Annotated in this window: 26 protein-coding genes; 6 read left to right on the top strand and 20 right to left on the bottom strand. The window is 34.3% G+C overall.

From position 1 onward, the window contains the following. Positions 1–112: 112 nt before the first annotated feature. The 3 genes from ACTWP4_RS11035 to ACTWP4_RS11045 form a co-directional block, all read right to left on the bottom strand. Entirely contained in the window at positions 113–562 is a 450-nt protein-coding gene (locus tag ACTWP4_RS11035; RefSeq protein WP_443128813.1) for an RsfA family transcriptional regulator, read from the bottom strand. A gap of 217 nt (positions 563–779) precedes the next feature. After that, positions 780–953: a 50S ribosomal protein L32 gene (gene rpmF, locus ACTWP4_RS11040; RefSeq protein ID WP_035721631.1), complete on the bottom strand. Its 174-nt coding sequence runs from the start codon at positions 951–953 to the stop codon at positions 780–782. A 32-nt stretch (positions 954–985) separates the two neighbouring features. Beyond that, complete coding sequence (locus tag ACTWP4_RS11045) at positions 986–1513, bottom strand: YceD family protein (RefSeq protein WP_443128814.1); 528 nt, start codon at positions 1511–1513, stop codon at positions 986–988. A gap of 177 nt (positions 1514–1690) precedes the next feature. Here ACTWP4_RS11045 and ACTWP4_RS11050 point away from each other — a divergent pair, with 177 nt between their 5' ends. Continuing rightward, positions 1691–2908 carry a nucleotidyltransferase gene (locus tag ACTWP4_RS11050; protein WP_443128815.1) on the top strand — a complete coding sequence of 406 codons (1218 nt, stop codon included), beginning with the start codon at positions 1691–1693 and terminating at the stop codon, positions 2906–2908. Positions 2909–3103: 195 nt separating this feature from the next. On the opposite strand, the gene ACTWP4_RS11055 is transcribed toward ACTWP4_RS11050, so the two are convergent. Further along, a complete protein-coding gene (locus tag ACTWP4_RS11055; protein ID WP_443128816.1) occupies positions 3104–4123 on the bottom strand; it encodes a SepM family pheromone-processing serine protease in 1020 nt (339 codons plus the stop codon). Positions 4124–4287: 164 nt separating this feature from the next. On the opposite strand from ACTWP4_RS11055, the gene ylbJ reads away from it, so the two are divergent. After that, positions 4288–5478, top strand: coding sequence for a sporulation integral membrane protein YlbJ (ylbJ, locus tag ACTWP4_RS11060; RefSeq protein ID WP_443128817.1), 1191 nt, complete (start codon positions 4288–4290; stop codon positions 5476–5478). Here the strand turns inward: ylbJ and coaD are convergent. The 7 genes from coaD to ACTWP4_RS11095 form a co-directional block, all read right to left on the bottom strand. After that, positions 5475–5960 (bottom strand): pantetheine-phosphate adenylyltransferase, encoded by a 486-nt coding sequence (gene coaD / locus ACTWP4_RS11065; protein WP_443128818.1) that lies wholly within the window; start codon positions 5958–5960, stop codon positions 5475–5477. The two genes, ylbJ and coaD, sit on opposite strands and share 4 nt — an antisense overlap. Continuing rightward, a complete protein-coding gene (gene rsmD / locus ACTWP4_RS11070) occupies positions 5953–6522 on the bottom strand; it encodes a 16S rRNA (guanine(966)-N(2))-methyltransferase RsmD (RefSeq protein WP_443128819.1) in 570 nt (189 codons plus the stop codon). The genes coaD and rsmD overlap by 8 nt, the downstream gene beginning before the upstream one ends. A 259-nt stretch (positions 6523–6781) precedes the next feature. After that, positions 6782–7066: a YlbG family protein gene (locus ACTWP4_RS11075; protein WP_443128820.1), complete on the bottom strand. Its 285-nt coding sequence runs from the start codon at positions 7064–7066 to the stop codon at positions 6782–6784. Positions 7067–7095: 29 nt separating this feature from the next. Then, positions 7096–7539 carry a YlbF family regulator gene (locus ACTWP4_RS11080; protein WP_443128821.1) on the bottom strand — a complete coding sequence of 148 codons (444 nt, stop codon included), beginning with the start codon at positions 7537–7539 and terminating at the stop codon, positions 7096–7098. A 63-nt stretch (positions 7540–7602) separates the two neighbouring features. After that, positions 7603–7836 carry a YlbE-like family protein gene (locus ACTWP4_RS11085; RefSeq protein ID WP_443128822.1) on the bottom strand — a complete coding sequence of 78 codons (234 nt, stop codon included), beginning with the start codon at positions 7834–7836 and terminating at the stop codon, positions 7603–7605. Positions 7837–7846: 10 nt separating this feature from the next. Beyond that, positions 7847–8236 (bottom strand): spore coat protein YlbD, encoded by a 390-nt coding sequence (gene ylbD, locus ACTWP4_RS11090; protein ID WP_443128823.1) that lies wholly within the window; start codon positions 8234–8236, stop codon positions 7847–7849. 69 nt (positions 8237–8305) lie between these two features. Then, positions 8306–9343, bottom strand: coding sequence for a CAP domain-containing protein (locus ACTWP4_RS11095; protein WP_443128824.1), 1038 nt, complete (start codon positions 9341–9343; stop codon positions 8306–8308). 156 nt (positions 9344–9499) lie between these two features. Here ACTWP4_RS11095 and ACTWP4_RS11100 point away from each other — a divergent pair, with 156 nt between their 5' ends. Beyond that, entirely contained in the window at positions 9500–9865 is a 366-nt protein-coding gene (locus ACTWP4_RS11100; RefSeq protein ID WP_443128825.1) for a YugN family protein, read from the top strand. 104 nt (positions 9866–9969) lie between these two features. Next, the gene (gene ytvI, locus ACTWP4_RS11105) at positions 9970–11025 is read left to right on the top strand and encodes a sporulation integral membrane protein YtvI (RefSeq protein WP_443128826.1); all 1056 of its coding nucleotides are present in this window, start codon (positions 9970–9972) and stop codon (positions 11023–11025) included. A gap of 279 nt (positions 11026–11304) precedes the next feature. Here the strand turns inward: ytvI and ACTWP4_RS11110 are convergent, their stop codons facing one another. The 7 genes from ACTWP4_RS11110 to cyoE all read right to left on the bottom strand — a co-directional run bounded on the left by ACTWP4_RS11110 (position 11305) and on the right by cyoE (position 17790). Beyond that, positions 11305–11760 (bottom strand): DUF420 domain-containing protein, encoded by a 456-nt coding sequence (locus tag ACTWP4_RS11110; protein ID WP_443128827.1) that lies wholly within the window; start codon positions 11758–11760, stop codon positions 11305–11307. 20 nt (positions 11761–11780) lie between these two features. Then, the gene (gene ctaG / locus ACTWP4_RS11115; protein ID WP_443128828.1) at positions 11781–12671 is read right to left on the bottom strand and encodes a cytochrome c oxidase assembly factor CtaG; all 891 of its coding nucleotides are present in this window, start codon (positions 12669–12671) and stop codon (positions 11781–11783) included. A 180-nt stretch (positions 12672–12851) separates the two neighbouring features. Further along, positions 12852–13175 (bottom strand): cytochrome c oxidase subunit IVB, encoded by a 324-nt coding sequence (ctaF, locus tag ACTWP4_RS11120; RefSeq protein ID WP_443128829.1) that lies wholly within the window; start codon positions 13173–13175, stop codon positions 12852–12854. 3 nt (positions 13176–13178) lie between these two features. Continuing rightward, the gene (locus tag ACTWP4_RS11125) at positions 13179–13799 is read right to left on the bottom strand and encodes a cytochrome (ubi)quinol oxidase subunit III (protein WP_443128830.1); all 621 of its coding nucleotides are present in this window, start codon (positions 13797–13799) and stop codon (positions 13179–13181) included. Continuing rightward, on the bottom strand, positions 13799–15649 hold the full coding sequence (gene ctaD / locus ACTWP4_RS11130; RefSeq protein ID WP_443128908.1) for a cytochrome c oxidase subunit I: 1851 nt from the start codon (positions 15647–15649) through the stop codon (positions 13799–13801). The genes ACTWP4_RS11125 and ctaD overlap by 1 nt, the downstream gene beginning before the upstream one ends. Before the next feature lie 26 nt (positions 15650–15675). Further along, positions 15676–16770, bottom strand: coding sequence for a cytochrome c oxidase subunit II (coxB, locus tag ACTWP4_RS11135; RefSeq protein ID WP_443128831.1), 1095 nt, complete (start codon positions 16768–16770; stop codon positions 15676–15678). A gap of 84 nt (positions 16771–16854) precedes the next feature. Next, positions 16855–17790, bottom strand: coding sequence for a heme o synthase (gene cyoE / locus ACTWP4_RS11140; protein ID WP_443128832.1), 936 nt, complete (start codon positions 17788–17790; stop codon positions 16855–16857). A gap of 397 nt (positions 17791–18187) precedes the next feature. Between cyoE and ACTWP4_RS11145 the strand changes: the two genes are divergently transcribed. Then, the gene (locus ACTWP4_RS11145; protein ID WP_443128833.1) at positions 18188–19087 is read left to right on the top strand and encodes a COX15/CtaA family protein; all 900 of its coding nucleotides are present in this window, start codon (positions 18188–18190) and stop codon (positions 19085–19087) included. A gap of 309 nt (positions 19088–19396) precedes the next feature. Here ACTWP4_RS11145 and ACTWP4_RS11150 read toward each other — a convergent pair whose 3' ends face one another. Together ACTWP4_RS11150 and ACTWP4_RS11155 are read right to left on the bottom strand one after the other, a co-directional pair. Further along, positions 19397–20587, bottom strand: a complete 1191-nt coding sequence (locus ACTWP4_RS11150; RefSeq protein WP_443128834.1) for an FtsW/RodA/SpoVE family cell cycle protein — start codon at positions 20585–20587, stop codon at positions 19397–19399. A gap of 142 nt (positions 20588–20729) precedes the next feature. Continuing rightward, positions 20730–21011 carry a YlaN family protein gene (locus ACTWP4_RS11155; protein WP_443128835.1) on the bottom strand — a complete coding sequence of 94 codons (282 nt, stop codon included), beginning with the start codon at positions 21009–21011 and terminating at the stop codon, positions 20730–20732. A 217-nt stretch (positions 21012–21228) separates the two neighbouring features. Here ACTWP4_RS11155 and ACTWP4_RS11160 point away from each other — a divergent pair, with 217 nt between their 5' ends. Then, on the top strand, positions 21229–21684 hold the full coding sequence (locus ACTWP4_RS11160) for a hypothetical protein (protein WP_443128836.1): 456 nt from the start codon (positions 21229–21231) through the stop codon (positions 21682–21684). Positions 21685–21729: the final 45 nt, after the last annotated feature.

The raw sequence follows: 21729 nt of genomic DNA on the forward strand, positions 1-21729 counted from the left end.
ATGCTCCTATTTATGTAAAAAGCAACATTTTTTAAATTTATAACAAAAACAATTCCAAAAACATAAAAACCCCATCATAACGATGAGGTTACCATTTCATAATATTAATGAATTAATGCTTTAACTTTTCCATTGCTTGCTGCACGGTTTCAAGAAATACTTGATGTTGATATAAAGTTTGCTTTAATTGTTTATTTTCCTCCACTAATTTACGCATTTCTTCCTGATGGTCTATTTCCTGATAGTATTTTTGCAGACGCTCTAATGTTTGAATCACTTCATGAATGTTTGGTTGATCAGAATGACTATTATCTAGTTTTTGTTGAGACTCATAAGATATTTTCTTACGGTTCTGTTTTGCCAGCTGAATAGCCTCATCATACTGTTTCCTTAATGTTGCATTCCAACGAAAACCACATGCGGCTGAAGTTCGTGATAATTTTTCTCCTACTTCCTTAAATGCCTCTAACTGTGTCTTTCCTTCACGTATATAGCGCAATACCGTTTCAGCCAGCAAAATATCCTCATCACTAGTCCAAGCATCTTGTCGGTTCCCTTGCACAACTCCACCTCCTCTACTCTTGATACAATGTATGCAATTAATAGAAGAGATAGACATATTGTTCATAAATATTAGAAAAACTTGATCGGTAGTTAGCAGTAATGCTTGTGTTTTTCTTATTACGATATTCCATATATTGATATATCCATGTATAGTGAAAAAAAAAGTAGTGTAAGAGATCTCATCCCTTACACTACCTGTTGTACAACATATCAAATTATTGTTCTACTACTTGCTTTCCATCATATTGTCCACAAGATTTACATACATGGTGTGGTTTAGTTAATTCACCACAATTTGAACATTCTACCATTCCTGGTACATGTAATTTTTTATGAGTACGACGTTGGTTTTTTACCTTTTTTGAAGTTTTGCGCTTTGGTACTGCCATGCATTACACCTCCTTTAAAGAGAAGTAAAGATCTATCCTTTACTATCTTTCTCATTACTTTTGTCATCTAATAATGACTTCAATTTTTCAAGGCGTGGATCAACTTTTTCTGATTGTTCTTCTTCCGTAACCAGTGTCCATCCATTACCTTCTTTCATCGTATTTGCTTCTAATTTATCTTCATCAGCAAACACTCTTAAAGGCATTTCTAATAGTACATTTTCCTTGATAAATGGTGTTAAGTCAAGTACCTCACCATTAACTAAATATACCTCTTCTTCCTCACGATAAGCAGATGTCGTAAAAGTTTCGATAGCATGTATGGAAAAGTCATACGGTACATCTACTAATGTTCTTGCACAAGGTAGAATCATCGTTCCTTGAATTTGAAAATCACAGGTAATATCTTCACCATCCATCCTAGCTGTTCCATCTACTAAAACTGGTTCGATTCGTCGGATATCGTTTTCTAACTCCGCAATATCTGAGATATCTACTTCCTCATGAAAAGAAACGGATTCTCCCTGTGACTGCTTAAGTTTTTGGATATATATTTTCATTACATTCACCTCAAGGCAACAAGAAATATTTTAAGATGTATTGAACTATTTGTCAATATTTTTTCTTTACAGAACAAACATTTATTGCTTTCTATGATATACTACTTACAACAATATGCTTATCATGCACATTAACTCAAAAGATCATTCATTACACAAATGACAGAGGAGGTTATTATGAAAGCATGTGGTTTAATAGTTGAATACAATCCCTATCATAACGGACATCACTATCACTTTCAACAGGCAAAGCTCGTTACAGGAGCCGAATGTATGATTGCAGTAATGAGCGGAAACTTTTTACAACGGGGCGAACCAGCTATAGTCGATAAGTTCACAAGAGCAAAAATTGCGATACAACAAGGGATTGACCTTGTAATTGAACTACCTTATTTTTATGCGGTTCAACATAGTGAACTTTTTGCAAAAGGTGCAGTCAAAATTTTGGACAGTCTACAAACCGACTCCTTATGTTTCGGAAGTGAACATGGAACAATAGACGATTTTAACGCATTGTATCATTTCATTACAGAAAACCAAAAGGACTATGATCTTTATTTGACAAATGCTTTAAATCAAGGTCATTCTTATCCTAAAGCAAATGGCATTGCCTTTTCCAAAATTGGTGGCGAAAATCTGGCTATTGATTTTGCCAAACCAAATAATATACTGGGGTATCAATATGTCAAAAATATATATGATTTACATACAACCATAACCCCTTATACGATTAAACGTATTAAAAATAATTATCATGATCAAGAAATCACTGATTCAATAGCTAGTGCAACAAGCATACGAAAACAACTACTGTCCAATCAAACAAACGTAAACGACTTAAGCGATGCAGTTCCTTCCATAACTAAGGAAGCCATGGAGGCTTATAAGGAATCTCATGATTCTTGGCATTATTGGGAAGCATATTTCCCATTACTAAAATATCGGGTATTAACGATGAGACAGGATGAATTTGCTAACATTCACGGTATAAAAGAAGGCTTAGAGAATCGAATAATTAACACTGCCAAAAAAGCAGAGTCTTTTTCAGATTGGATGGAATTATTAAAAACAAAAAGATATACGTGGACAAGCTTACAACGAGTATTTACACACATCCTGACTAATACATACTCCAAAGAAATCGATGTATTCCTGGCTGAAAAACAACCATCCGCCATTCGGATCTTAGCCATGAGTGAAAATGGTCAACACTATTTAAGCACTAAGAAAAAAGATATTGAGGTAAATTGGTATACAAGCAGCAAGCAGCCTTATCCCTATCAAGCATTTGAGGAACGAGTTGATCATGCTTATTATAGTATATTACCATTAGCTTCCCAACAATACTTAACAAGACAAGCATATCAAAAGCCAATATTTAAGACGCCCATTTAATGAGGGCGTCTTATAAATTCAGTCTTCCATCAGTGTTTTTTTTCCACTGATGGTTAGTGAAACTTATCAGGGTGGTAGCATCCGTTATCTTCCGCTTAGCTTCTTTGATTTACTCGAACCTTGAAGAGGGTTTTTACGGACGATTAACACCGTAATAATATATGATTAAATTTCACTGTTGAACGGATCCCTTATTTACAGGTTTTGGAGATAAGTTAGTGCTTCGTCGAAAGTGTCAACAGGGATTATTTCCATGTCTGTTCCGATTTCCTCAGCGACTTTCTTAGCTGTTTGATAGTTAGAATCTTCTCTGCCGTTTTCATTAGGTGCGAAAAAGAAATCACAACCTTCTTGATCTGCTGCGACTACTTTTTTATCTATGCCTCCAATTCTCCCCACATTACCTTGATAATCAATTTCACCTGTGCCAGCAATTTGATAACCTTTCGTAATATCTTCCTCAGTTAATTGGTCATATATTTCTAACGCAAACATTAAACCAGCACTAGGGCCACCAATATCACCGCTAGAAAAAGTTAATTCAGGTGATTCCGTAACACTTCGATTGGTAACAAGCTGAATTCCGATTCCTGGTTTTCCATCTAATGCCTTAAGAGCTTCTAAAGTGATATCAGTTTCAAACGTTTCGTCACCCCGTTTAATGGTTAACGATATGTTGTCACCAACATTCTTCGTTTTCACATAATTGATAAGATCATCTGCTTCTTTAATCGTTTGTCCATCTATTTCAATGATCTCATCTGCTGATTGTAAGATTCCATCTGCAGGCATATCCTCTACAACTGAAACAACATAAACCCCTTCATAAGTAATGTTAATCTCTTTTTTTGCTGCTTGATATGCAACAACTGTTGATGCTTCTTGTGAGCTTTCCATCATCATTAACTGCATTTGACGATATTCCTCATCTGTCATACCTTCTAGTAATACATCCTCTACCGGAAGTATATCATAATAATCTCGCCATAAAGCCATTACATATTGAAATGGTGTAGCTCTACCACCTTGGATAGTTACAAGATGCATATCACCTTCACTTTCAGACGCCCCCTCTACTTCTACAACCGGATTAAGTGGATCTGCATGTCCGGGTTTATGAATGTAATAAGGTAACTGATACGTAAACAATAAAAAAATAATAATCAACGCTATGAAAAATCCAACTATTCTTACTTTGCTCTTGGTTTGATACATCTAATCCCTTCTTTCTTGCAGTCTTTCAATTTTATGTATTGATAATGTCATATTTCATCTGCACAGATGCGTATATTTAAATGAAGGACAAACTTAAAACACTACATATTTTACTACTCATTCTTATAAAGGTACAGAAAAGTGCTATTAAAGGAGTGCAAAACTTGAAGCAAAAGTTGTTTTCAATTATGTATGCATCGTGTTCCGTATTTATGGCTACTATGATTATAGTCTTTCCTCAAGAAGTGCTACAAGCTAGTCAAAGAGGTTTAGATGTTTGGGCTAATGTTGTCTTCCCTTCATTATTACCTTTTTTTATTGTAGCAGAGTTATTAATAGCTTTTGGCGTGGTACATTTTATCGGAGTATTATTTGAACCTGTGATGAGGCCATTATTTAATGTTCCAGGAGTAGGTGGATTTGTATGGACGATGGGAATGGCTAGTGGCTATCCATCAGGGGCAAAATTCACTGCAAGATTAAGACAAGAAAATCAATTATCAAAAACAGAGGCTGAAAGGCTTGTCAGCTTTACGAATGCCTCTAACCCATTATTTATTATTGGAGCTGTATCTATCGGCTTTTTTCATGATCATCAACTAGGAATTTTACTTGCTATTACTCATTATACAAGTAATTTTTTTGTCGGTATTTGTATGCGGTTTTACAAAAAACATGAAAGAAATCGTATTTCATCACACCACTTTTCCATCTCAAAAGCATTGACACAACTCCATCATGCAAGGATGAGGGATAAAAGAACACTTGGGAAAATATTAGGTGATTCTGTAACACATTCTATCCAAACGTTGCTTGTTGTCGGTGGGTTTATCATTCTTTTTTCTGTCCTAACTGAAATTTTACGAGAGGTTCATATTGCTCAATTTTTATCAGGAGGAATCGCCGTTATTTTAAGCTGGTTTCAAATACCAAGAGAGATGGCTTTACCATTATTATCAGGTTTTTTTGAAATCACAATAGGAGCAAATGAAGTATCGAACACGAATGGTTCTACTTTAATTAAAGCCATTTTAGTTTCGGTTATCCTCGCTTTTAACGGTTTTTCCGTACAAGCTCAAGTTGCCAGCATACTTGCTGAGACAGACATACAATTCACACCTTATTTCTTTGCACGCTTGTTACATGGTCTAATCGCCGGCATTATTGTATGTCTCTTATATGTCCCTGTATATAAAAGCCAGCTAACAACAGATGATACGATTATATCTGCCTTGGCACAACCATCTGTTGACAACATCCACCATTTATACCTGATGTTCGAGCAAGTTGGTTTCCTTGTCACCTTGTCTGCATTATTTGTTTATGTTGTCATTTCAGTGAAACAAAAAGATTAAATACTGTTAAATTTTCCTTTTAGTGCCTCTTCGACAACAGGTGGTACTAAATCTGATACATTTGCCTGATATTTTGCTATTTCTTTTACCATACTTGAACTTAGGAAAGAATATTGATTATTAGTCATCATAAAAAAGGTTTCTATTTCTTCATTTAATTTACGGTTCATAGAAGTAATCTGTAATTCATATTCAAAATCAGATACAGCTCTTAATCCACGTAATACTGCTTGCGCATTTTTACTTTTAGCATAATCCATTAATAAGCCACTACATGCATCTACTGATACGTTATCGATTTCCTCTGTAGCTTTTTGCAAGAGATGAACTCTTTCTTCCACAGTAAATAGTGGCTTTTTTGCTTGATTGTTAAAAACAGCAACAATTACTTCATCAAAAACTTTTGCCCCTCGTTGAATAATATCAAGGTGACCATTTGTGACCGGATCGAAACTTCCAGGGCAAATTGCTAGTCTAGTCATTATCTTCCACACCTTTCTTAAAAATCGTGATCGCTGTAGTATTGTTGTATACTTCGTTTTTCCAGATATAGTATCCTTTATATTCATCGTCGATTATAGTATTAGGATCATGCTCACAAATAATTAGTCCGTTATTTTTCACAATATCGGCCGATGTAATACTTTGCAACAACTTATCGTACGACATTTTATGGTACGGTGGGTCCAGAAAAATAGTATCGAACTGTAATTCTCTTTTTTGAATGGCCTTTAACGCCCGAAATGCATCATTACGGTATATTTCAACCCTATCTTTAATATGTAGATGATCCACATTTTGATGAATAATAGAAACTGCTTTTGGTTGTTTGTCCACTAATATCGCTTGATTCATCCCTCTACTAATGGCCTCTATGGCCAAAGCACCACTACCAGCAAATAAATCAAGACAAATTCCGCCATCAAAAAAAGGGCCGATCATTTGAAATAAAGACTCCTTTATTTTATCACCGGTAGGGCGTGTTAATTGATTAGGAACTGGTTGAATTCTGTTACCCTTAAAGTCACCAGCAATTATTCTCAAAACAATCCCCTCTTTTCTGCTTTTAAATCTCTCTTACTATAGCATGAAAGTAACGAAATTCTCAAATTCCTTTGTATAAAAGCAATCGGTTTTGTACAAACTTTAAATGTAGCAACATAAAAAGTTGCTTAAATACGGAGAAGACTTACATTTCCCCATAAGTTCTTCCTCCGGTTTCTCCTCTCCCTTTGTCTTTTTATTTTCTTTATAAAGAAAATAAAAAGAACCTGCAGTTATTTATAAACTGCAGGTTGTTTTTTTATATGCCCATTTTATAGTCATATTCTTTTTCTTTCTCTTCTTTTTCAAACACTTTATTTTCATAATCCGTTTTAATAAATGGTTTATAGGAAGGTTCCACTTTTGTGATAAAAGGTAATTTTATTAGCGATTGATATGTATCATCCACTTTATTTTGATCAACATATAACATCGCATATTTTAACTTTTTCGACACATGAACCATATGACCGAATTTTTTAATATGTTTAACGTGCTTCATTTGATGAAACCAAACAATTAATCCTTGTCTTTTTACTAGCATAAAGCCACCTCACTTTTCACTGCATTTCGCTAAGAAGCTCTACAGCCACATCCACTACTTCCGGATCCACAACCACATCCACCATCTGTTAGTGCTGCACCGTCCATTGGAACTTTTACTTTATCACTGACACTAAAAGCCACTAACTGACTAATCTCATCGAGAAATTTTTGAAGATCGGTCTCAGCCATTTTATATGCTGCAATAGTTTCATGCATATCCATCTCACGTTTGGCTACACGTATCTCTTTCATAATTTTACTATAATCGGGATGGTATCTGCCGAAACGCTCCACCTCATCGTAGGACTCTTTAATATCATTAAATTGCTTAATTAGCTTCTGTGCTTTTTCGTCTTGCTCCATTACTTCTTTTGCTTTATAAAAATCCTGCATGACATCAGACTCTAAAACCATCTGACCAAGCGCTTCTGATTTATCTAAAATATCAACAATTTCGACTGTTGCTAACATAACTCTAACACCTCCATATCTTTATCATACCAATTATCAGGAAGAAATAAAAGAGGCAGAACTCTAATCATTCCAAGAGCCTGCCATTTGCATTAATAATCGTATCATCTGCATGTTTTGTTGTGCTTTTTCCATACGCTGAGGTAGAGTTTTTCCATAAAATTGCTTTGCTTGTAATTCCAATTCCCCAATTCTATTCGGATTTCTTGTTAAATATCGATACCACTCAGGATTCAATCGAATAAACTGCCACAAATCTTCTCTTTGCTGAATAAAACGGTAGGTCTCAGGCTCCATCTAAACCCTCCTAGTCCTTCGGTTTATAAAAGAAACTATTGTCTGATTGTGATTGGCTAGTTTGATTATTGCGAAAGTGTTTAAACTGATCAATCAATGTCAAAATATTATCTATTGCGCCATTTAAATCATTAATATGGGTTTCTACTTGATTCACATCTAATTTCTCTAAATGTTTCCATACCTTTTGATATAGTTGATTTGTGGAAGTATCTGTTGAATCCTTTTTCTCTTGATTAGGCTTATATTTATTCCAGGAAGGATCATCTTCACCTAATAAAACATATTGTTCATAAGCCTCTTGTAAACTTACTTTTCCTTGTTTAATTTCCTTAATTAAAAGTGGATGTTCACGAATAAATGCCTTAAATTGTTGTACAGAAGGATTCGATGCACTCATTGCTGTACTCCTCTCTTACAACTTCTCTACCACAATATATGCAAATGGCCTATTTTTGTGCTTTCTGCATTATTTTTGAATGAAATTTTGTGTGTAAAATGATTGGAAAACACCAACACCTAGATGTGTATATTCTTCTTTAAGTAAGGCTTCTCTATGTCCTTTACTGTTAAGCCATCCATGAATGACAGCTGGAGCATCAATATAATGAGCTGCTATATTCTCTCCAGCAGATAAATAATTAGCATTAGCAGCTAACAAACGTTCTTTCAGCCCATCCCCATTCAAACTGTAATGGGAAAAATAATTATCCTCAAACATATCTTTACTATGTGCTTTTGCAGCATCTGCTGCCTGATCATCCCAAGTTAATGTATCCAATTCATGTATCGCACGCACTTCATTTGTTAAATCAAAAACCTGCTGCTCTAAGCCTTCTTCTATAGCTTTCCATTGCTTTTCATCTGGTTGACTAGCTTCTTCTAATTCACCCGTATAGTATAGTTCGTATGGTTTTAAGAGCTCAAATACTTCTTTGTTCATAACTCGTATACCTGCTAACTTTTCTGTGAATTGATCGATATATAATTGACCAAATACTTCTTCGGACAACCTTATAACAGGCCTTTGTTGTAAATCTTCTTTTGTCAGTTTAAAACGAATATGATCAAATTCTATTTCCTCTTGTAATTGATACACTTCTTTAATTTCCTTTATTGTTTGCCCAATTACTATCGGACGGAAGTCTAATGTTGCAGCATTGGAATAGATACTAGTTATCATGTCGTTTTCCACTGCTACTTGTATATAGATATCATCTTGCTTAAATACCCACCATTCGAAGCCATAAACTGAAGGGTCTTTTCGATCTGGTTTTCCATAAACTGATACAAAATTATCAACATCTTGATTTACATATTTCCATACTGCATTTTGTTGAACAATTAATGTATGATCCTCTGGCAAATGAACCTTTTCACTTTTTATTTGTGTAGGATTTTTATGATAAAGAACCATTCGAGGTTCGTCAGGTTGACTGAAGTAATATAGACTAAAAAACACTATTAAAGAAACTATTGCGATAAAAGAGACCACTTTTATTTTCATATAATCCCACCTATTATTGACTTGTCTTTACTACACTATATGCTTTTCTATTTTTTTCATGAAAGTTTTTAGTAGGGATTAAACTTTTTTAAATTGCATCTTTTAGCATTTCATACTATTATAGGATTAGTGATAATTTTAGATGAGGTGAAAGTAATGAAATTTACAAACACAGAAATAGAAGATGTATTGATTGATTTAAAACCATTAGATCACGCGATGGCAAAAGCTAACTTTATCCGAGCAGATCAGTGGGACTATGAACGTGTTACATACGATTATAAAATTGGCTCTCCTGAGAAGAACATCACATATTACATAAGAGTACAAGGCTATGCAGTTGAGGGCGATGTTGATAAAGGTGATGCAGTAATCAAATTGTTAGCACCATTATTAGGGAAACATTACTATCCTCACGGCGTTGAATACGGTGAAAAGGAAGAGTTTCCTCCATCTACTGTTGAGAGAGCAACAAAATTGTTACAAAATGCAAAAGACTATATGGAACCGTTTATTAAGTAATGGTCCACATTCCTAATAAAAACGGCTGTATTCGGAATACAGCCGTTTTTCATAAGGCGGTATGGTTCACCTATGATGTTGAAAGGAGTTTCGATAATACCTAAATGAAAAATCTCAGTAAAAAACATATCAAATTATTTTTTGTAATTCTATTATTACTTTTAGTAGCAATTTTTATCTTGCCAGTCTCGATTCCCCTTATATTAGCATTTATCACAGCATTAATACTAAACCCAATAGTAAGATGGTTTATCAAAAAATTCAAATTAAATCGTAAGCTTGCTGTTACAATTGTGTTTTTATTATTTATCTTAATCATTAGTACAATTGGAACATATGCAGTTACTAAAATAATCGGTCAAGTCATAAATTTCGCTGAAAATGTACCAACATACATTATCCAATTAAAAGACCAAGTGCTTGAATGGGAAAAGGATTTAGATCATTTTTCAGAAGATTTACCAGCAGAACTTATAGAAGAAGTAAAAACACAAATACAGTCTACTACAACTTCTTTAAGTAATAATGTTAGGGAAATGTTACAGATTGAGGATATTGCCAAAGTGGCTAGTAAAATACCAGACTACCTCGTCAGTTTTATCGTTTATTTAATTGCGTTATTTCTGTTTATGCTGGAAATTCCTCGTTTAAAAGCAATCGCATATAGCCATTTAAAAGAAAGCACAGCAGATAAAGTAAAATTTATGAACGATCGTTTATCTTATGTCATTTTAGGCTTTTTTAAGGCACAGTTTTTAGTAAGTATCGTCATTTTTATAGTCACTCTCATCGGCCTTTACATTATCGTTCCTGAGTATGCGCTCATTATGTCCTTAATTATTTGGATTATAGACTTCATACCTATTATCGGTTCGATTGCTATATTAGGTCCATGGTCTCTTTATATGCTAATAACAGGGGATTTATTTATTGGTGGGCAATTAGCTATTTTGGCTATAATTCTTCTTGCCATTAGGAGAACAGTAGAACCAAAAGTAATGGGAAAACATATTGGCTTATCTCCTCTTGCTACGCTTATTGCAATGTACATAGGCTTAAAGTTATTAGGTATCCTAGGGTTTATTGTTGGACCGTTACTTGTAATAGCCTTTAACTCAGCAAAAGAAGCAGGTATAATAAAGACGAATTTCAAAGTATAACAATATCGAACACAGCAAAAATTATATATGCTAATACTTGAGTAAAATCTACTTTCATCATTTTTATAAAGTGTTTTCTGATTTAGCTATTAAGGATTTACATCCTTCCATTCTTGAATTGATAAAAGATAAACCTTCGCTATAGGAGAAGGAAAATGCGACACTCTTAGGGGAAGAGTGCGAACTGAAGTTTCAGCGGTAGGTTAATTTGCTACTGAGGAAGTATGGAAGCTAGTTTAATTACAAGACATAAAAAATCCGAGCTAATGCTCGGATTTTTTATGTACCTAATATTGCCTTTAATAAACTAGTTGTTTTTCCGCCATCATAGAAGACATATAATAATAAATATACAATTACCCCAGTGATCGCACTAAAAAACCATATAACGCTTGTCACTGGCCCTATTTTTCGATGCTTTTTAATATTTCGTTTGAATGCCAATATTAGAGTTACCACACCAAAGATTGCTCCAGTAGTTGCTAACATAATATGAAAAATCAAAAATACAGTATAGTAAATCTCTAATTCCTCTGGGCCACCAAAACTAGTATTTCCAACAAAAATTGTTCTGGACATATAAATAATAAAAAAAGTTAGAGCACTTAGAGCACCTGCTATCATCACTTTTTTATGTGCTTTGTATTGCCTTTTAATTACTAATCTCCACCCGATAGCAACAAGTATCGCACTTAATATAATAAAAAACGTGCTTAATGTTGGTAATAATTCCATCAGATCCAATCCTTCCCCCACTATATTTGTTCTGTATTCTGATTAGTCGGTAACGGGTCTACTTTTTCAGCACCACTTCTAAACCATGGAAAGAAAATACGAGCTAAGATCACACCATAGATAATTTCTTGCGTTATTTTCATTACAATTCCGCCGAGTTGCTGGTCTTCTAATATTCCTAATGGTGAGAACATTTCTGGTCCACTTAATGACAGACCACTTAATACATCTCCTGGAACACATAAAGCCAACGCTTGTACCCAGCCGCCAGTGGCGCTATATGTTGAATAAACGCTTGTAGTAGCAAAGATGATAAGTGCACAAGCAGGCGTTATCAATATACCATTTGCAGCTATATAACCAAGCTTAAGTAAAGGTGACATTGTGTCCATTTCTTTTATTGGACTAAAGATTGGCCACCATACAATAAAGGCAGCAACTAATATTGCTAAAGTAATTAGTACATGTGAAAGTTCATTTGCTTTAGCATAATCGAAAACGACTGGAATATGGTAGATAGAAAATAATCCATTAAATAAGATTAAAGCGATCAAAGGCTTTGTTAATAGATGCAATGTCGGGCCAATTATCGTAAAATTAAATACTTTTCTCCACACCCATACCGGTATTCCTTTGATAATCAGAATCGGAAATAGTAAAAAATACAACGCCATCTGTATCATGTGAGCCGTAAACATGATATGAGATAATAAATCTACTGGAGACCCTTTAATAATATAAAGTAAAATTAAACCACTGTAAAAATATAATATTTGTATTGGTTCTGCTTTTTTATTATCTTTTCGATTTACAAAAAATAAGAAATAAAGAGCAGCTAAACTAAGTAAAAATAAAACATAGTATGGACTCCATAATGCACGAAAACCAAATATTTGCATGTTTTGCCACATGTTAATCACTCCATTTTGTATCGTAACCACTATTTCTTATTATACCTAACATATCATTTATTAAAAAGCATATTAAATATTATCTTTTTAACAATTTAATGAACAAGAAAGGATAATCACACTTAGCCACATAAAAAAGCTTGAGAAGTATTAATTTACATCTCAAGCTTTTTTGCAATTTTACCACCAAGCTAACGCTACTAGTGCCAAAATAGTTAAAAATGCCGCAAACACACCGCCATAAAACATTAATGCTGGTAGTTCATGGCCTTTATGACTCATATGCATAAAGTAATAAACTTGAAAGCCGACTTGGATAGCTGCTAGAACCAATAATACTGGAATAACAAAAAGTCTATCCAACTCTGCTTCAACCATTGCAAAGGCAACGATTGTGAAAATAATCATTAAAGCAAATGTTATAACTTGTTGCTTCATTTCATCTTTTCTTTTTTGTTTTTCAAAATCAAATTGTTCAGTAGCTTCAGATACTTTGTCAGCCATTTATTAAAGCACCCCCATGAGATAAACTACTGTAAAGATAAATACCCATACAACGTCAATAAAGTGCCAGTAAAGGCTAGCGATATAGAATTTAGGTGCGTTGTATAAGTTTAACCCTCTACGCGCATTTCGAATCATAAGCGTTACGATCCATAATAGACCAAAGACAACGTGACCTCCATGGAAACCAACTAGTGTATAGAATGCTGATCCAAATGCAGAAGATCTCAATGTAAAGTGTTCTCCATGAATATAATGATAAAACTCATACAATTCACAGCCAAGGAAACCAAGACCAAGAGCAACTGTAATTCCTAACCAGATCTGCATCTTTTTAAAAGCATGATTTTTCATATGGTACATTGCATAAACACTAGTTAACGAACTTGTTAAAAGTAACATTGTCATGATAAAAACTAACTCAAGTCCAAATAGTTCTTCCGATGAACTTCCACCATTTGTCGAATCATTTAGTGCTAAATAAGTACCAAATAAACTAGCAAATAGCACAGTTTCTCCACCTAGGAAAAACCAAAAACCCATAAATTTGTTTTTACCTTCTAAGGTGGCTTTTTCAGGATCATGAGGCATATGTTTTGGATTTAATACATCATGTTCACTCATTATTCCTCTGCCTCCTTCTTCAAATCTTCTTTATGGATATGGTAACCTAGGTCATCTTTAACAGATCTTACTAACATACATCCTAGTGTGATACCCATACCAATAAATATTACGATTAACCATGATAAATCATGTTTCTGATAAATGAAACCTAAACCTGCAATAAATAAACCTAATGACATTATAAATGGTAATAATGAATTATTTGGCATGTGAATATCTGTAATCGGTTCTGCAGGTGTCATACCTTTTCTTCCTTCAGTTTTTTCGACCCATAATGGATCTAAACCACGAACTAACGGTAATTGTTTAAAGTTATAGAATGGAGGTGGTGATGGCATCGCCCATTCCAATGTACGTCCATCCCAAGGATCTCCACCTACTTTTTCATTTTTTACGGAAGTCTTAATAATATTTATCAATAAGACAATCGTACCAATTCCCATTAAGAAAGCACCCATTGTACTGATCAAGTTTCCTAAATCCAGACCCTGACCTTCTAAATATACCCAATAACGTCTAGGCATACCCATTAATCCTAAGAAGTGTTGGATAAAGAATGTAAGATGGAAACCTATAAAGAATAACCAGAAAGTAATTTTCCCTAATTTGTCATCTAAAACAGTACCAAACATTTTCGGCCACCAGTAGTGGGTACCGGCAAGTAGTGCAAATACTACCCCACCAACAATTACATAGTGGAAGTGGGCTACAACGAAATACGTATCATGATATTGGAAGTCTGCGGATGCAGCTGCAACCATAACCCCCGTCATACCACCCAAAGTAAATGTTGGAATAAAACCTAACGCCCATAACATTGGAGTATTAATTTGGATATTTCCACCCCAAAGAGTGAATAACCAGTTAAAGATCTTAATACCTGTCGGAACTGCAATCGCCATAGTGGCAACAGCAAAAATAGAGTTTGCCGCAGGACCCAAACCTACTGTAAACATGTGGTGAGCCCACACCATAAAGCCTAAGAAACCAATTAACACAGTTGCAAAAACCATTGCCGTATAACCGAATAAACGTTTCTTAGAAAAAGTTGAAATAATTTCACTAAAAATACCGAAAGCAGGCAAAGCCAATATATAAACTTCCGGATGCCCGAAAATCCAGAACAAGTGTTGCCAAATAACAGCATTACCACCCATTGCAGGATCAAAGAACGCAGCATCAAATAATCGGTCAAACATCATTAAGAATAAACCTACTGTTAATGCTGGAAATGCAAATAGTATTAGTGCACTTGCAACAAAAGCAGTCCATGTGAATAATGGCATTCTCATATAAGTCATACCTGGAGCACGCATATTTACAATGGTTACAAGGAAGTTAATACCACCCATTAAAGTACCTGCACCTGAAATCTGCAGACCTAATACATAGTAGTCTACCCCTTCTCCCAATGAAGTAGTAGAAAGCGGCGCATATGCTGTCCATCCAGCATCTGCTGCTCCACCGGTAAACCAACCTACATTTAGCATAATTCCACCAAATAAGAATAACCAGAAACCTAATGAGTTTATAAACGGGAATGCAACATCACGTGCCCCGATTTGTAAAGGCACTACCGCGTTCATAAATGCAAAGATTAACGGCATTGCTGCCAGAAATATCATCGTTGTACCGTGCATTGTGATTAACTCGTTATAAAAACCTGCACTTACAAAGTCGTTCATCGGTTTTACTAATTGCCATCTAATAGCTAATGCTTCTAAACCACCAACGATAAAGAAGAAACCACCAGCTATTAGGTACATAATAGCAATCTTTTTATGGTCTACTGTTGTTAAGTAATCCCATAAAGTGGCACCGAGGCTTTTTTTGTTTGTAGCTACCATAGTACTCACGTTAAGTTAACCTCCCTTTAGTTATCTTTTGCTTCGTTTTCTCTAAATTGTTGAACACTGTCTACTGGTTTGTCAGTTGCTTTTAATTCCATTAAGAAATCAGCGATTTTTTCCGCTTCTGCTTCACCAATTGAATTATCCTTAAGATATGGTGCATCTAACATACCATTGCCTGGTTTTACTTCTCCAGGATTAACAATCCATCTAACTATTTCTTCTTTACTGAAGTCACTAATTCCAGCAACCTTTGTACGGTTACCAAAATCTGCTAAGTTAGGAGCGATAACTGGATGGTTCGCACTTGCGTCTATCGCGTGACAGCTTAAACAACTATTTTCAAATAATTGTTGCCCTTCTTGAGCAGTAGCAGTCTTAGCTGTGTATTCAGGATCAGTATTTTTCATACCCTCTACCCACTGATCATATTCTTCTTGACTTACTACTACAATTTTAAAGTCCATTAATGAGTGAGAATCACCACAGAACTCTGTACATTTACCCCAGTAAACGCCTTCTTCATAAGCTTCAATGTACATTGTGTTTTCGTTTTCGGGACTAACATCCATTTTACCTGAAATGGACGGTACCCAGAACGAGTGAATTACATCACTGGACATCATGTTTAGATAGATTTTTTCGTCCACAGGAATATAAAGTTCCTGGCTCGTTTGAATTTCCTCATTTGCATATTCGAAATTCCACCAGAATTGCATACCTGTTACATTGACATTAATACTGTCTTCTTTCGCTGATTCATCTGCTAAATCATATGTACTAGCAATAGTCGGAACAGCAATAATAATTAATAGTAATATTGGAATAACTGTCCAAACCACTTCTAACGTTTTATTCCCTTCTGTTTGCTTAGGAATATGATCTTCTTGCCCTTTTCTCTGGCGATATTTTAGAATGACATACACATAAATAGCCATTACGACAACAAAGACCACAATCATTACAAGTATTGAAATGATAATGACATTCAATGATTGCTCTGCCCCATATCCTTTTGGTACTAATGCAGTTAAATTGTCTTTACCGCACGCTGAAAGTATGATTACCAAAAAAGAAAATAATGACAGAGTTCGGATTTTTCCCATCCAATCTTTCATGTTTAACCCTCTCTTTCTTTTTAACTTAATTTATTATTAGAAAAACTTGAATTAAATCAAGTTCTACTTACAAAATTTACATCATTATAACAAATTTCCCGGTAAAGTTATAATAATCATCGAAAAGAAAATAATTGTTAAATAAAGTAACGAATAAATAAACATTTGGTTGGACCACTTTTTATTTTCAATAGTGAATAACCCTTTTATTGCTAAGGCTAACCAACCTATATTTAATATTGTCCCTAACAGGACAAAAATAAATCCTAATTCATGTAATAAAAAAGGGATCGGTAATAAACATACTACATAAACAATCATTTGTCGTTTTGTAATGTCGAATCCATGTACTACTGGTAACATTGGTACGTTAGCATCTCGATAATCATCCACCTTCTTCATCGCTATAGCAAGAAAATGCGGAGTTTGCCATATAAAAATCAGCAAAAACAACATCCAAGCTATAACATGCAAATCAGGGTCAACTGCTGACCATCCGATTAGAGGAGGTATTGCCCCCGATAAACTTCCAATCGCGGTATTGATCGTATATCGACGCTTCGACCACATAGTATATAATACGACATAGCTAAACCAACCGATCAAACCAAAAATTGCTGTTTGAACAGAAGCTAAAGACAATATTAATACACCTACTACTGATAACGAAATACCAATAATTAATATATGTGATAAATCGATAGTTCCAGTTACTGTAGGGCGTTTTTTTGTTCTTTGCATCACCTGATCAATGTCTCTGTCATAATAATTATTAATGACACATCCACCAGCTATTACAAATGCTGTACCTACAAGTGTTACTAATAAAACATGCCAGTATTGAGATAAGGAGGCACCTGTATAGAATAAGGCTAACCAAAATCCTGCAAATGCAGTCATTGTATTCGAATTTATAATACCGACTTTTATCAATGATTTTAGTTCAGACCATTTATACAAATATCCATCTGTATTTGTTGACAAAATCGGTTCATTCGAAGAAAACCCCATTTTATCCATCTTATTTGTTACCTCCTTTCCATCATTTCAAAACATAAAAGTTTGCTAATTTTACACAATACTTATCCATTATAAACTTTCAAACAATGATATTGTACCATGTATTTTAGTGCTTCGCTATTTATGTCGACTATTGATTTTGAAATTTGACATTTCTGTGAACAATCAATTCAAAAAGTACTTAGTCGACACGAATATAGTTTTATTTGTTATAATAAATAAGATTTTGATTTCACTTCATTCTACTATACCCTATTTATTTCTAGCATAATACATAAATACTTTGCAAGAGTTTTTTTCAATAAAGTAAAGTGTTAAGCTTCTTATATTATCTAAGAAAGGATAGGCAGAAAGAATCTTAGTAGAATGATCTAAAGTTTATTGAGGTGTAGTAATGATGAAATTTCTAAAATATTTATCAGTATTATCAACATTAGCGATGATTTTCGTTCTTGTAGGTGGTGCATTAGTAACAAAAACAGAATCTGGAATGGGCTGTGGTGCTAATTGGCCCTTCTGTTATGGTGCTTGGTCAATGGAAATGCTCATTGAGCTAAGTCATCGTATTGTATCATCAGGTGCAGGACTATTAGTTCTGCTATTATCCATTATTTCATGGAAGAAAATCGGACATATTCGCGAAACAAAGTTTTTGGCATTTGTCTCTATCTTTTTTCTTGTCGCACAAGGCTTAATTGGGGCAGCAGCAGTTTTGTGGTCGCAATCTGACTTCATTTTAGCTTTACACTTTGGCATTTCCTTAATATCATTTGCTGCTGTATTACTGTTAACATTGTTAATATTTGAAGTCGACCAAAAGTTTGATGCCGATTCATTGATCATTTCTTCATCATTTCGCAAACAATTTGTCTGGTTAACTATTTACATTATGGTAGTTGTCTATACAGGCGCTCTGGTTAGGCATATGGATTCGAGCCTGGCATGTACTAGTTGGCCCTTTTGTGATGGTGGTCAACCTCTGAGTTTGGACTATCATTTAGGTCAATGGGTACATATGGGACACAGGGTGCTAGCTGGAATCGCATTTGTTTGGACATGGGTGATTTTTTTCAAGATCAGACGGCATTACCGGAATAGTCGAGTAATGAAACAAGGCTGGGGTATCGCAACTACCTTCATTACCATTCAAGTGATGTTAGGTGCACTTGTTATTTTCACAACCGGTAACCTGTTTATCGCACTGTTACATGCATTATTTATTACATTGTTTTTCGGATTATTATGTTACTACTTATTATTATCTTACCGGAGCATAAAAAAAACACTAAAAAAATGAGATAAATCATCAAATTACTCACGATGGATATTTTGAAGATATCTATTTCTGATTGCGGTAAGATTTATATTCCTTGTGTTTCCTTTCACGTTATCAGAACACTATTTCTAAGCTGCAGAACAATACGACACTCCTAGGGAGACTCACGAGATGAAGATCCACTTGGTAAAGTGCTTTTCGTTGCCAAATTAGCTAAAAGCCTGAGTTCCCGTAAAGGGAGTATTTTCGCAGCGACGATCAATCATTCATTCAGTTCTATCAATTCTTTACATATAAAAGAAAAAGCAAAGCCTCATCGGCTTTGCTTTTTTATGATGAATAGTTTTTTCTTAACCTACCTGAAGTTGCAGTTTTTGGAATCTTATTTTCTTCAGTGACTGCTGCTTCCTCATTAAATCGCTGATAATTTACATGTCGAGCAATATTATTTAAAATGCCCACAGAGAAAAGTAATACTATCAAGGACGATCCACCTGCACTCACAAATGGTAAAGGTACACCTGTAATCGGTAATAAGCCACTAATTGCACCTAAATTAATTACCGCTTGAATCCCTACCATGGAAGATATCCCAATTGCTAGAAGACTTCCAAAAGGATTCTCACATTTCCTCGCTATAAATAGCCCTCTTAATACAATAATGCATAAATTCACTAGTACAAATAACACACCAAATAACCCTAGTTCCTCTGAAATAACAGCCATAATAAAATCACTTTCTGCTTGTGTTAAATAACCTAACTTCTGGATACCTTGTCCGATTCCAACCCCAGATAAACCTCCTGTACCAATTGCTATGTATGATTGAATAAGCTGATAACCCCCATCATCAGGATCCTCAAATGGGTGATAAGCCCCCGTAAACCTAGATATTTTTTCATCTGTTACCATATTAAAACCTACCGCAAGTAAAACAATTAAACCTATTAAGATCAATAAAGATAAATGTTTAAACTTTATTCCTGAACTAAAAATAACGGTACAGGCAATAGCAAAAACGATTGCTGCAGTTCCTACATCCGGTTGCTTGATAATTAGTGCTAAAAGAGCACTAGTTATTATTAACGGTGGCAACACCGCCTTAAAAAAATCTTCAATATAAGCCAGTTTTTTTGTATATATAGCAGATAAATAAATAATTAAACCAATTTTAACAAACTCAGATGGCTGAGCTGACATTGAACCTATAGCCAACCAAGATTTTGAATTGTATATAGTCACACCAAATAATTCAACTGCCAGAAGGCCAATAAACATTAAAAGTACAATCCATTTCGTTAACTTTAGATACAAGGTATATCTAAAATAGCTAGCAAACAAAAATACAACTATGCCAATAGCTAACCATGTACCTTGTTTCAAAGCTAATGAATAGGCTGGGTCACCCTGTAATACAGAAGTAACCATACTTGCACTATAAATCATTACTACACCAAAGGCAGATAATAATAAAGGTGATATCATCAATAAGAAGTCGAATGTTTTTGTTTTTTGTTTCATAACGAATACCTCAGAATCTTTAAAATTATTATTCTCATTTTAGCATATTAAAGTCAGCTTTTAACATAGGACCATTTATATAAATCTGCTTTAAATACAAAAACCTTGCCTAACCAGACAAAGTTTTTCGAGTGTTAACCTATTATGCTTTCTGTGATGCCTCATGCAAGACATTCAACTGTCTTTCAAGATTGTCTAATAATGTTTTTCCATCTTCTTCACGTATTAAATTTAACCTTACAGCAAAATCTATTTCTCTGGATAAACCAAACATTTGTGTATCCAGAACTTCCTCATACAATGGGCACTGTGGCATTGTTAAATTATCTATCTGAACTTTAATTAATTGCAATATTTTATCGGCATCTGCCTTTAGAAGGGCATAGGCTTGCTCCTCTTTACTTAAAGCCACTTCAGGTATCAACTTAATCCCCTCCGTATACAAACTTCTACTATTAATATTATCGTGAAACGAACAAAAATGCAAGATTACACTAGATAACAAGACTATTAATTTCTGTTTTTATATGTAATGATTTTCCTGACTAAATGAAAATATAAGAAATAGTGGATGTGGAATGCATTTTCTCCTATTGTTTGCTATCCTAAGAAGTAACGTAAAAATGAAGAGGTGAAGTTAAATGATCATTCAAATTAAGGGTAATGTGAAATATCCAATAACACTAGACCCAAGTGTATGGATTTTTGATGACAGAAAAATAAAATTAGAAGAGGCATTCACACCTTCTACTGTACCAAATGAGGATGTAATCGAATCAAATAGCAAACTAAATAAGCCACCAGTAAATCACAGTATAAAAAAATATAACAAAAAGGAATTGTTAGAGCATTCCTATCTTATGCCGATCAAAGAATTTATAGAAACTGCTGAAGTAGATGAAAATGCCTCAGTAGCTATTTTAAAAACAGAAGATAACGAACATACTCTTTCAATAGATGAATTATTAGCATCCTTATTATTATTTTCCATTGATGGTAAACAAATAAAAGAACATGGACCTGCTTATTTATATTTCGGAGATGGTTCTAATCAGGATGACCCGATAATGGGAATCATTGCTATTGAATTTAAATAATATAAAGTTCTGTCCTTTCTTCTTTCTCGATAGTATATTTTATTA

Source organism: Gracilibacillus sp. D59 (assembly GCF_052246695.1).
Classification (GTDB): domain Bacteria; phylum Bacillota; class Bacilli; order Bacillales; family Amphibacillaceae; genus Gracilibacillus.

What these genes read in the sequence shown, in the direction of transcription:
- rpmF (WP_035721631.1), bottom strand. Translation starts at nt 953, where the DNA reads ATGGCAGTACCAAAGCGCAAAACTTCAAAAAAGGTAAAAAACCAACGT.
- ACTWP4_RS11045 (WP_443128814.1), bottom strand. Translation starts at nt 1,513, where the DNA reads ATGAAAATATATATCCAAAAACTTAAGCAGTCACAGGGAGAATCCGTT.
- ACTWP4_RS11050 (WP_443128815.1), top strand. Translation starts at nt 1,691, where the DNA reads ATGAAAGCATGTGGTTTAATAGTTGAATACAATCCCTATCATAACGGA.
- ACTWP4_RS11055 (WP_443128816.1), bottom strand. Translation starts at nt 4,123, where the DNA reads ATGTATCAAACCAAGAGCAAAGTAAGAATAGTTGGATTTTTCATAGCG.
- coaD (WP_443128818.1), bottom strand. Translation starts at nt 5,960, where the DNA reads ATGACTAGACTAGCAATTTGCCCTGGAAGTTTCGATCCGGTCACAAAT.
- ACTWP4_RS11075 (WP_443128820.1), bottom strand. Translation starts at nt 7,066, where the DNA reads ATGCTAGTAAAAAGACAAGGATTAATTGTTTGGTTTCATCAAATGAAG.
- ACTWP4_RS11080 (WP_443128821.1), bottom strand. Translation starts at nt 7,539, where the DNA reads ATGTTAGCAACAGTCGAAATTGTTGATATTTTAGATAAATCAGAAGCG.
- ACTWP4_RS11085 (WP_443128822.1), bottom strand. Translation starts at nt 7,836, where the DNA reads ATGGAGCCTGAGACCTACCGTTTTATTCAGCAAAGAGAAGATTTGTGG.
- ylbD (WP_443128823.1), bottom strand. Translation starts at nt 8,236, where the DNA reads ATGAGTGCATCGAATCCTTCTGTACAACAATTTAAGGCATTTATTCGT.
- ACTWP4_RS11095 (WP_443128824.1), bottom strand. Translation starts at nt 9,343, where the DNA reads ATGAAAATAAAAGTGGTCTCTTTTATCGCAATAGTTTCTTTAATAGTG.
- ACTWP4_RS11100 (WP_443128825.1), top strand. Translation starts at nt 9,500, where the DNA reads ATGAAATTTACAAACACAGAAATAGAAGATGTATTGATTGATTTAAAA.
- ytvI (WP_443128826.1), top strand. Translation starts at nt 9,970, where the DNA reads ATGAAAAATCTCAGTAAAAAACATATCAAATTATTTTTTGTAATTCTA.
- ACTWP4_RS11110 (WP_443128827.1), bottom strand. Translation starts at nt 11,760, where the DNA reads ATGGAATTATTACCAACATTAAGCACGTTTTTTATTATATTAAGTGCG.
- ctaG (WP_443128828.1), bottom strand. Translation starts at nt 12,671, where the DNA reads ATGTGGCAAAACATGCAAATATTTGGTTTTCGTGCATTATGGAGTCCA.
- ctaF (WP_443128829.1), bottom strand. Translation starts at nt 13,175, where the DNA reads ATGGCTGACAAAGTATCTGAAGCTACTGAACAATTTGATTTTGAAAAA.
- ACTWP4_RS11125 (WP_443128830.1), bottom strand. Translation starts at nt 13,799, where the DNA reads ATGAGTGAACATGATGTATTAAATCCAAAACATATGCCTCATGATCCT.
- ctaD (WP_443128908.1), bottom strand. Translation starts at nt 15,649, where the DNA reads ATGGTAGCTACAAACAAAAAAAGCCTCGGTGCCACTTTATGGGATTAC.
- coxB (WP_443128831.1), bottom strand. Translation starts at nt 16,770, where the DNA reads ATGAAAGATTGGATGGGAAAAATCCGAACTCTGTCATTATTTTCTTTT.
- cyoE (WP_443128832.1), bottom strand. Translation starts at nt 17,790, where the DNA reads ATGGATAAAATGGGGTTTTCTTCGAATGAACCGATTTTGTCAACAAAT.
- ACTWP4_RS11145 (WP_443128833.1), top strand. Translation starts at nt 18,188, where the DNA reads ATGAAATTTCTAAAATATTTATCAGTATTATCAACATTAGCGATGATT.
- ACTWP4_RS11150 (WP_443128834.1), bottom strand. Translation starts at nt 20,587, where the DNA reads ATGAAACAAAAAACAAAAACATTCGACTTCTTATTGATGATATCACCT.
- ACTWP4_RS11160 (WP_443128836.1), top strand. Translation starts at nt 21,229, where the DNA reads ATGATCATTCAAATTAAGGGTAATGTGAAATATCCAATAACACTAGAC.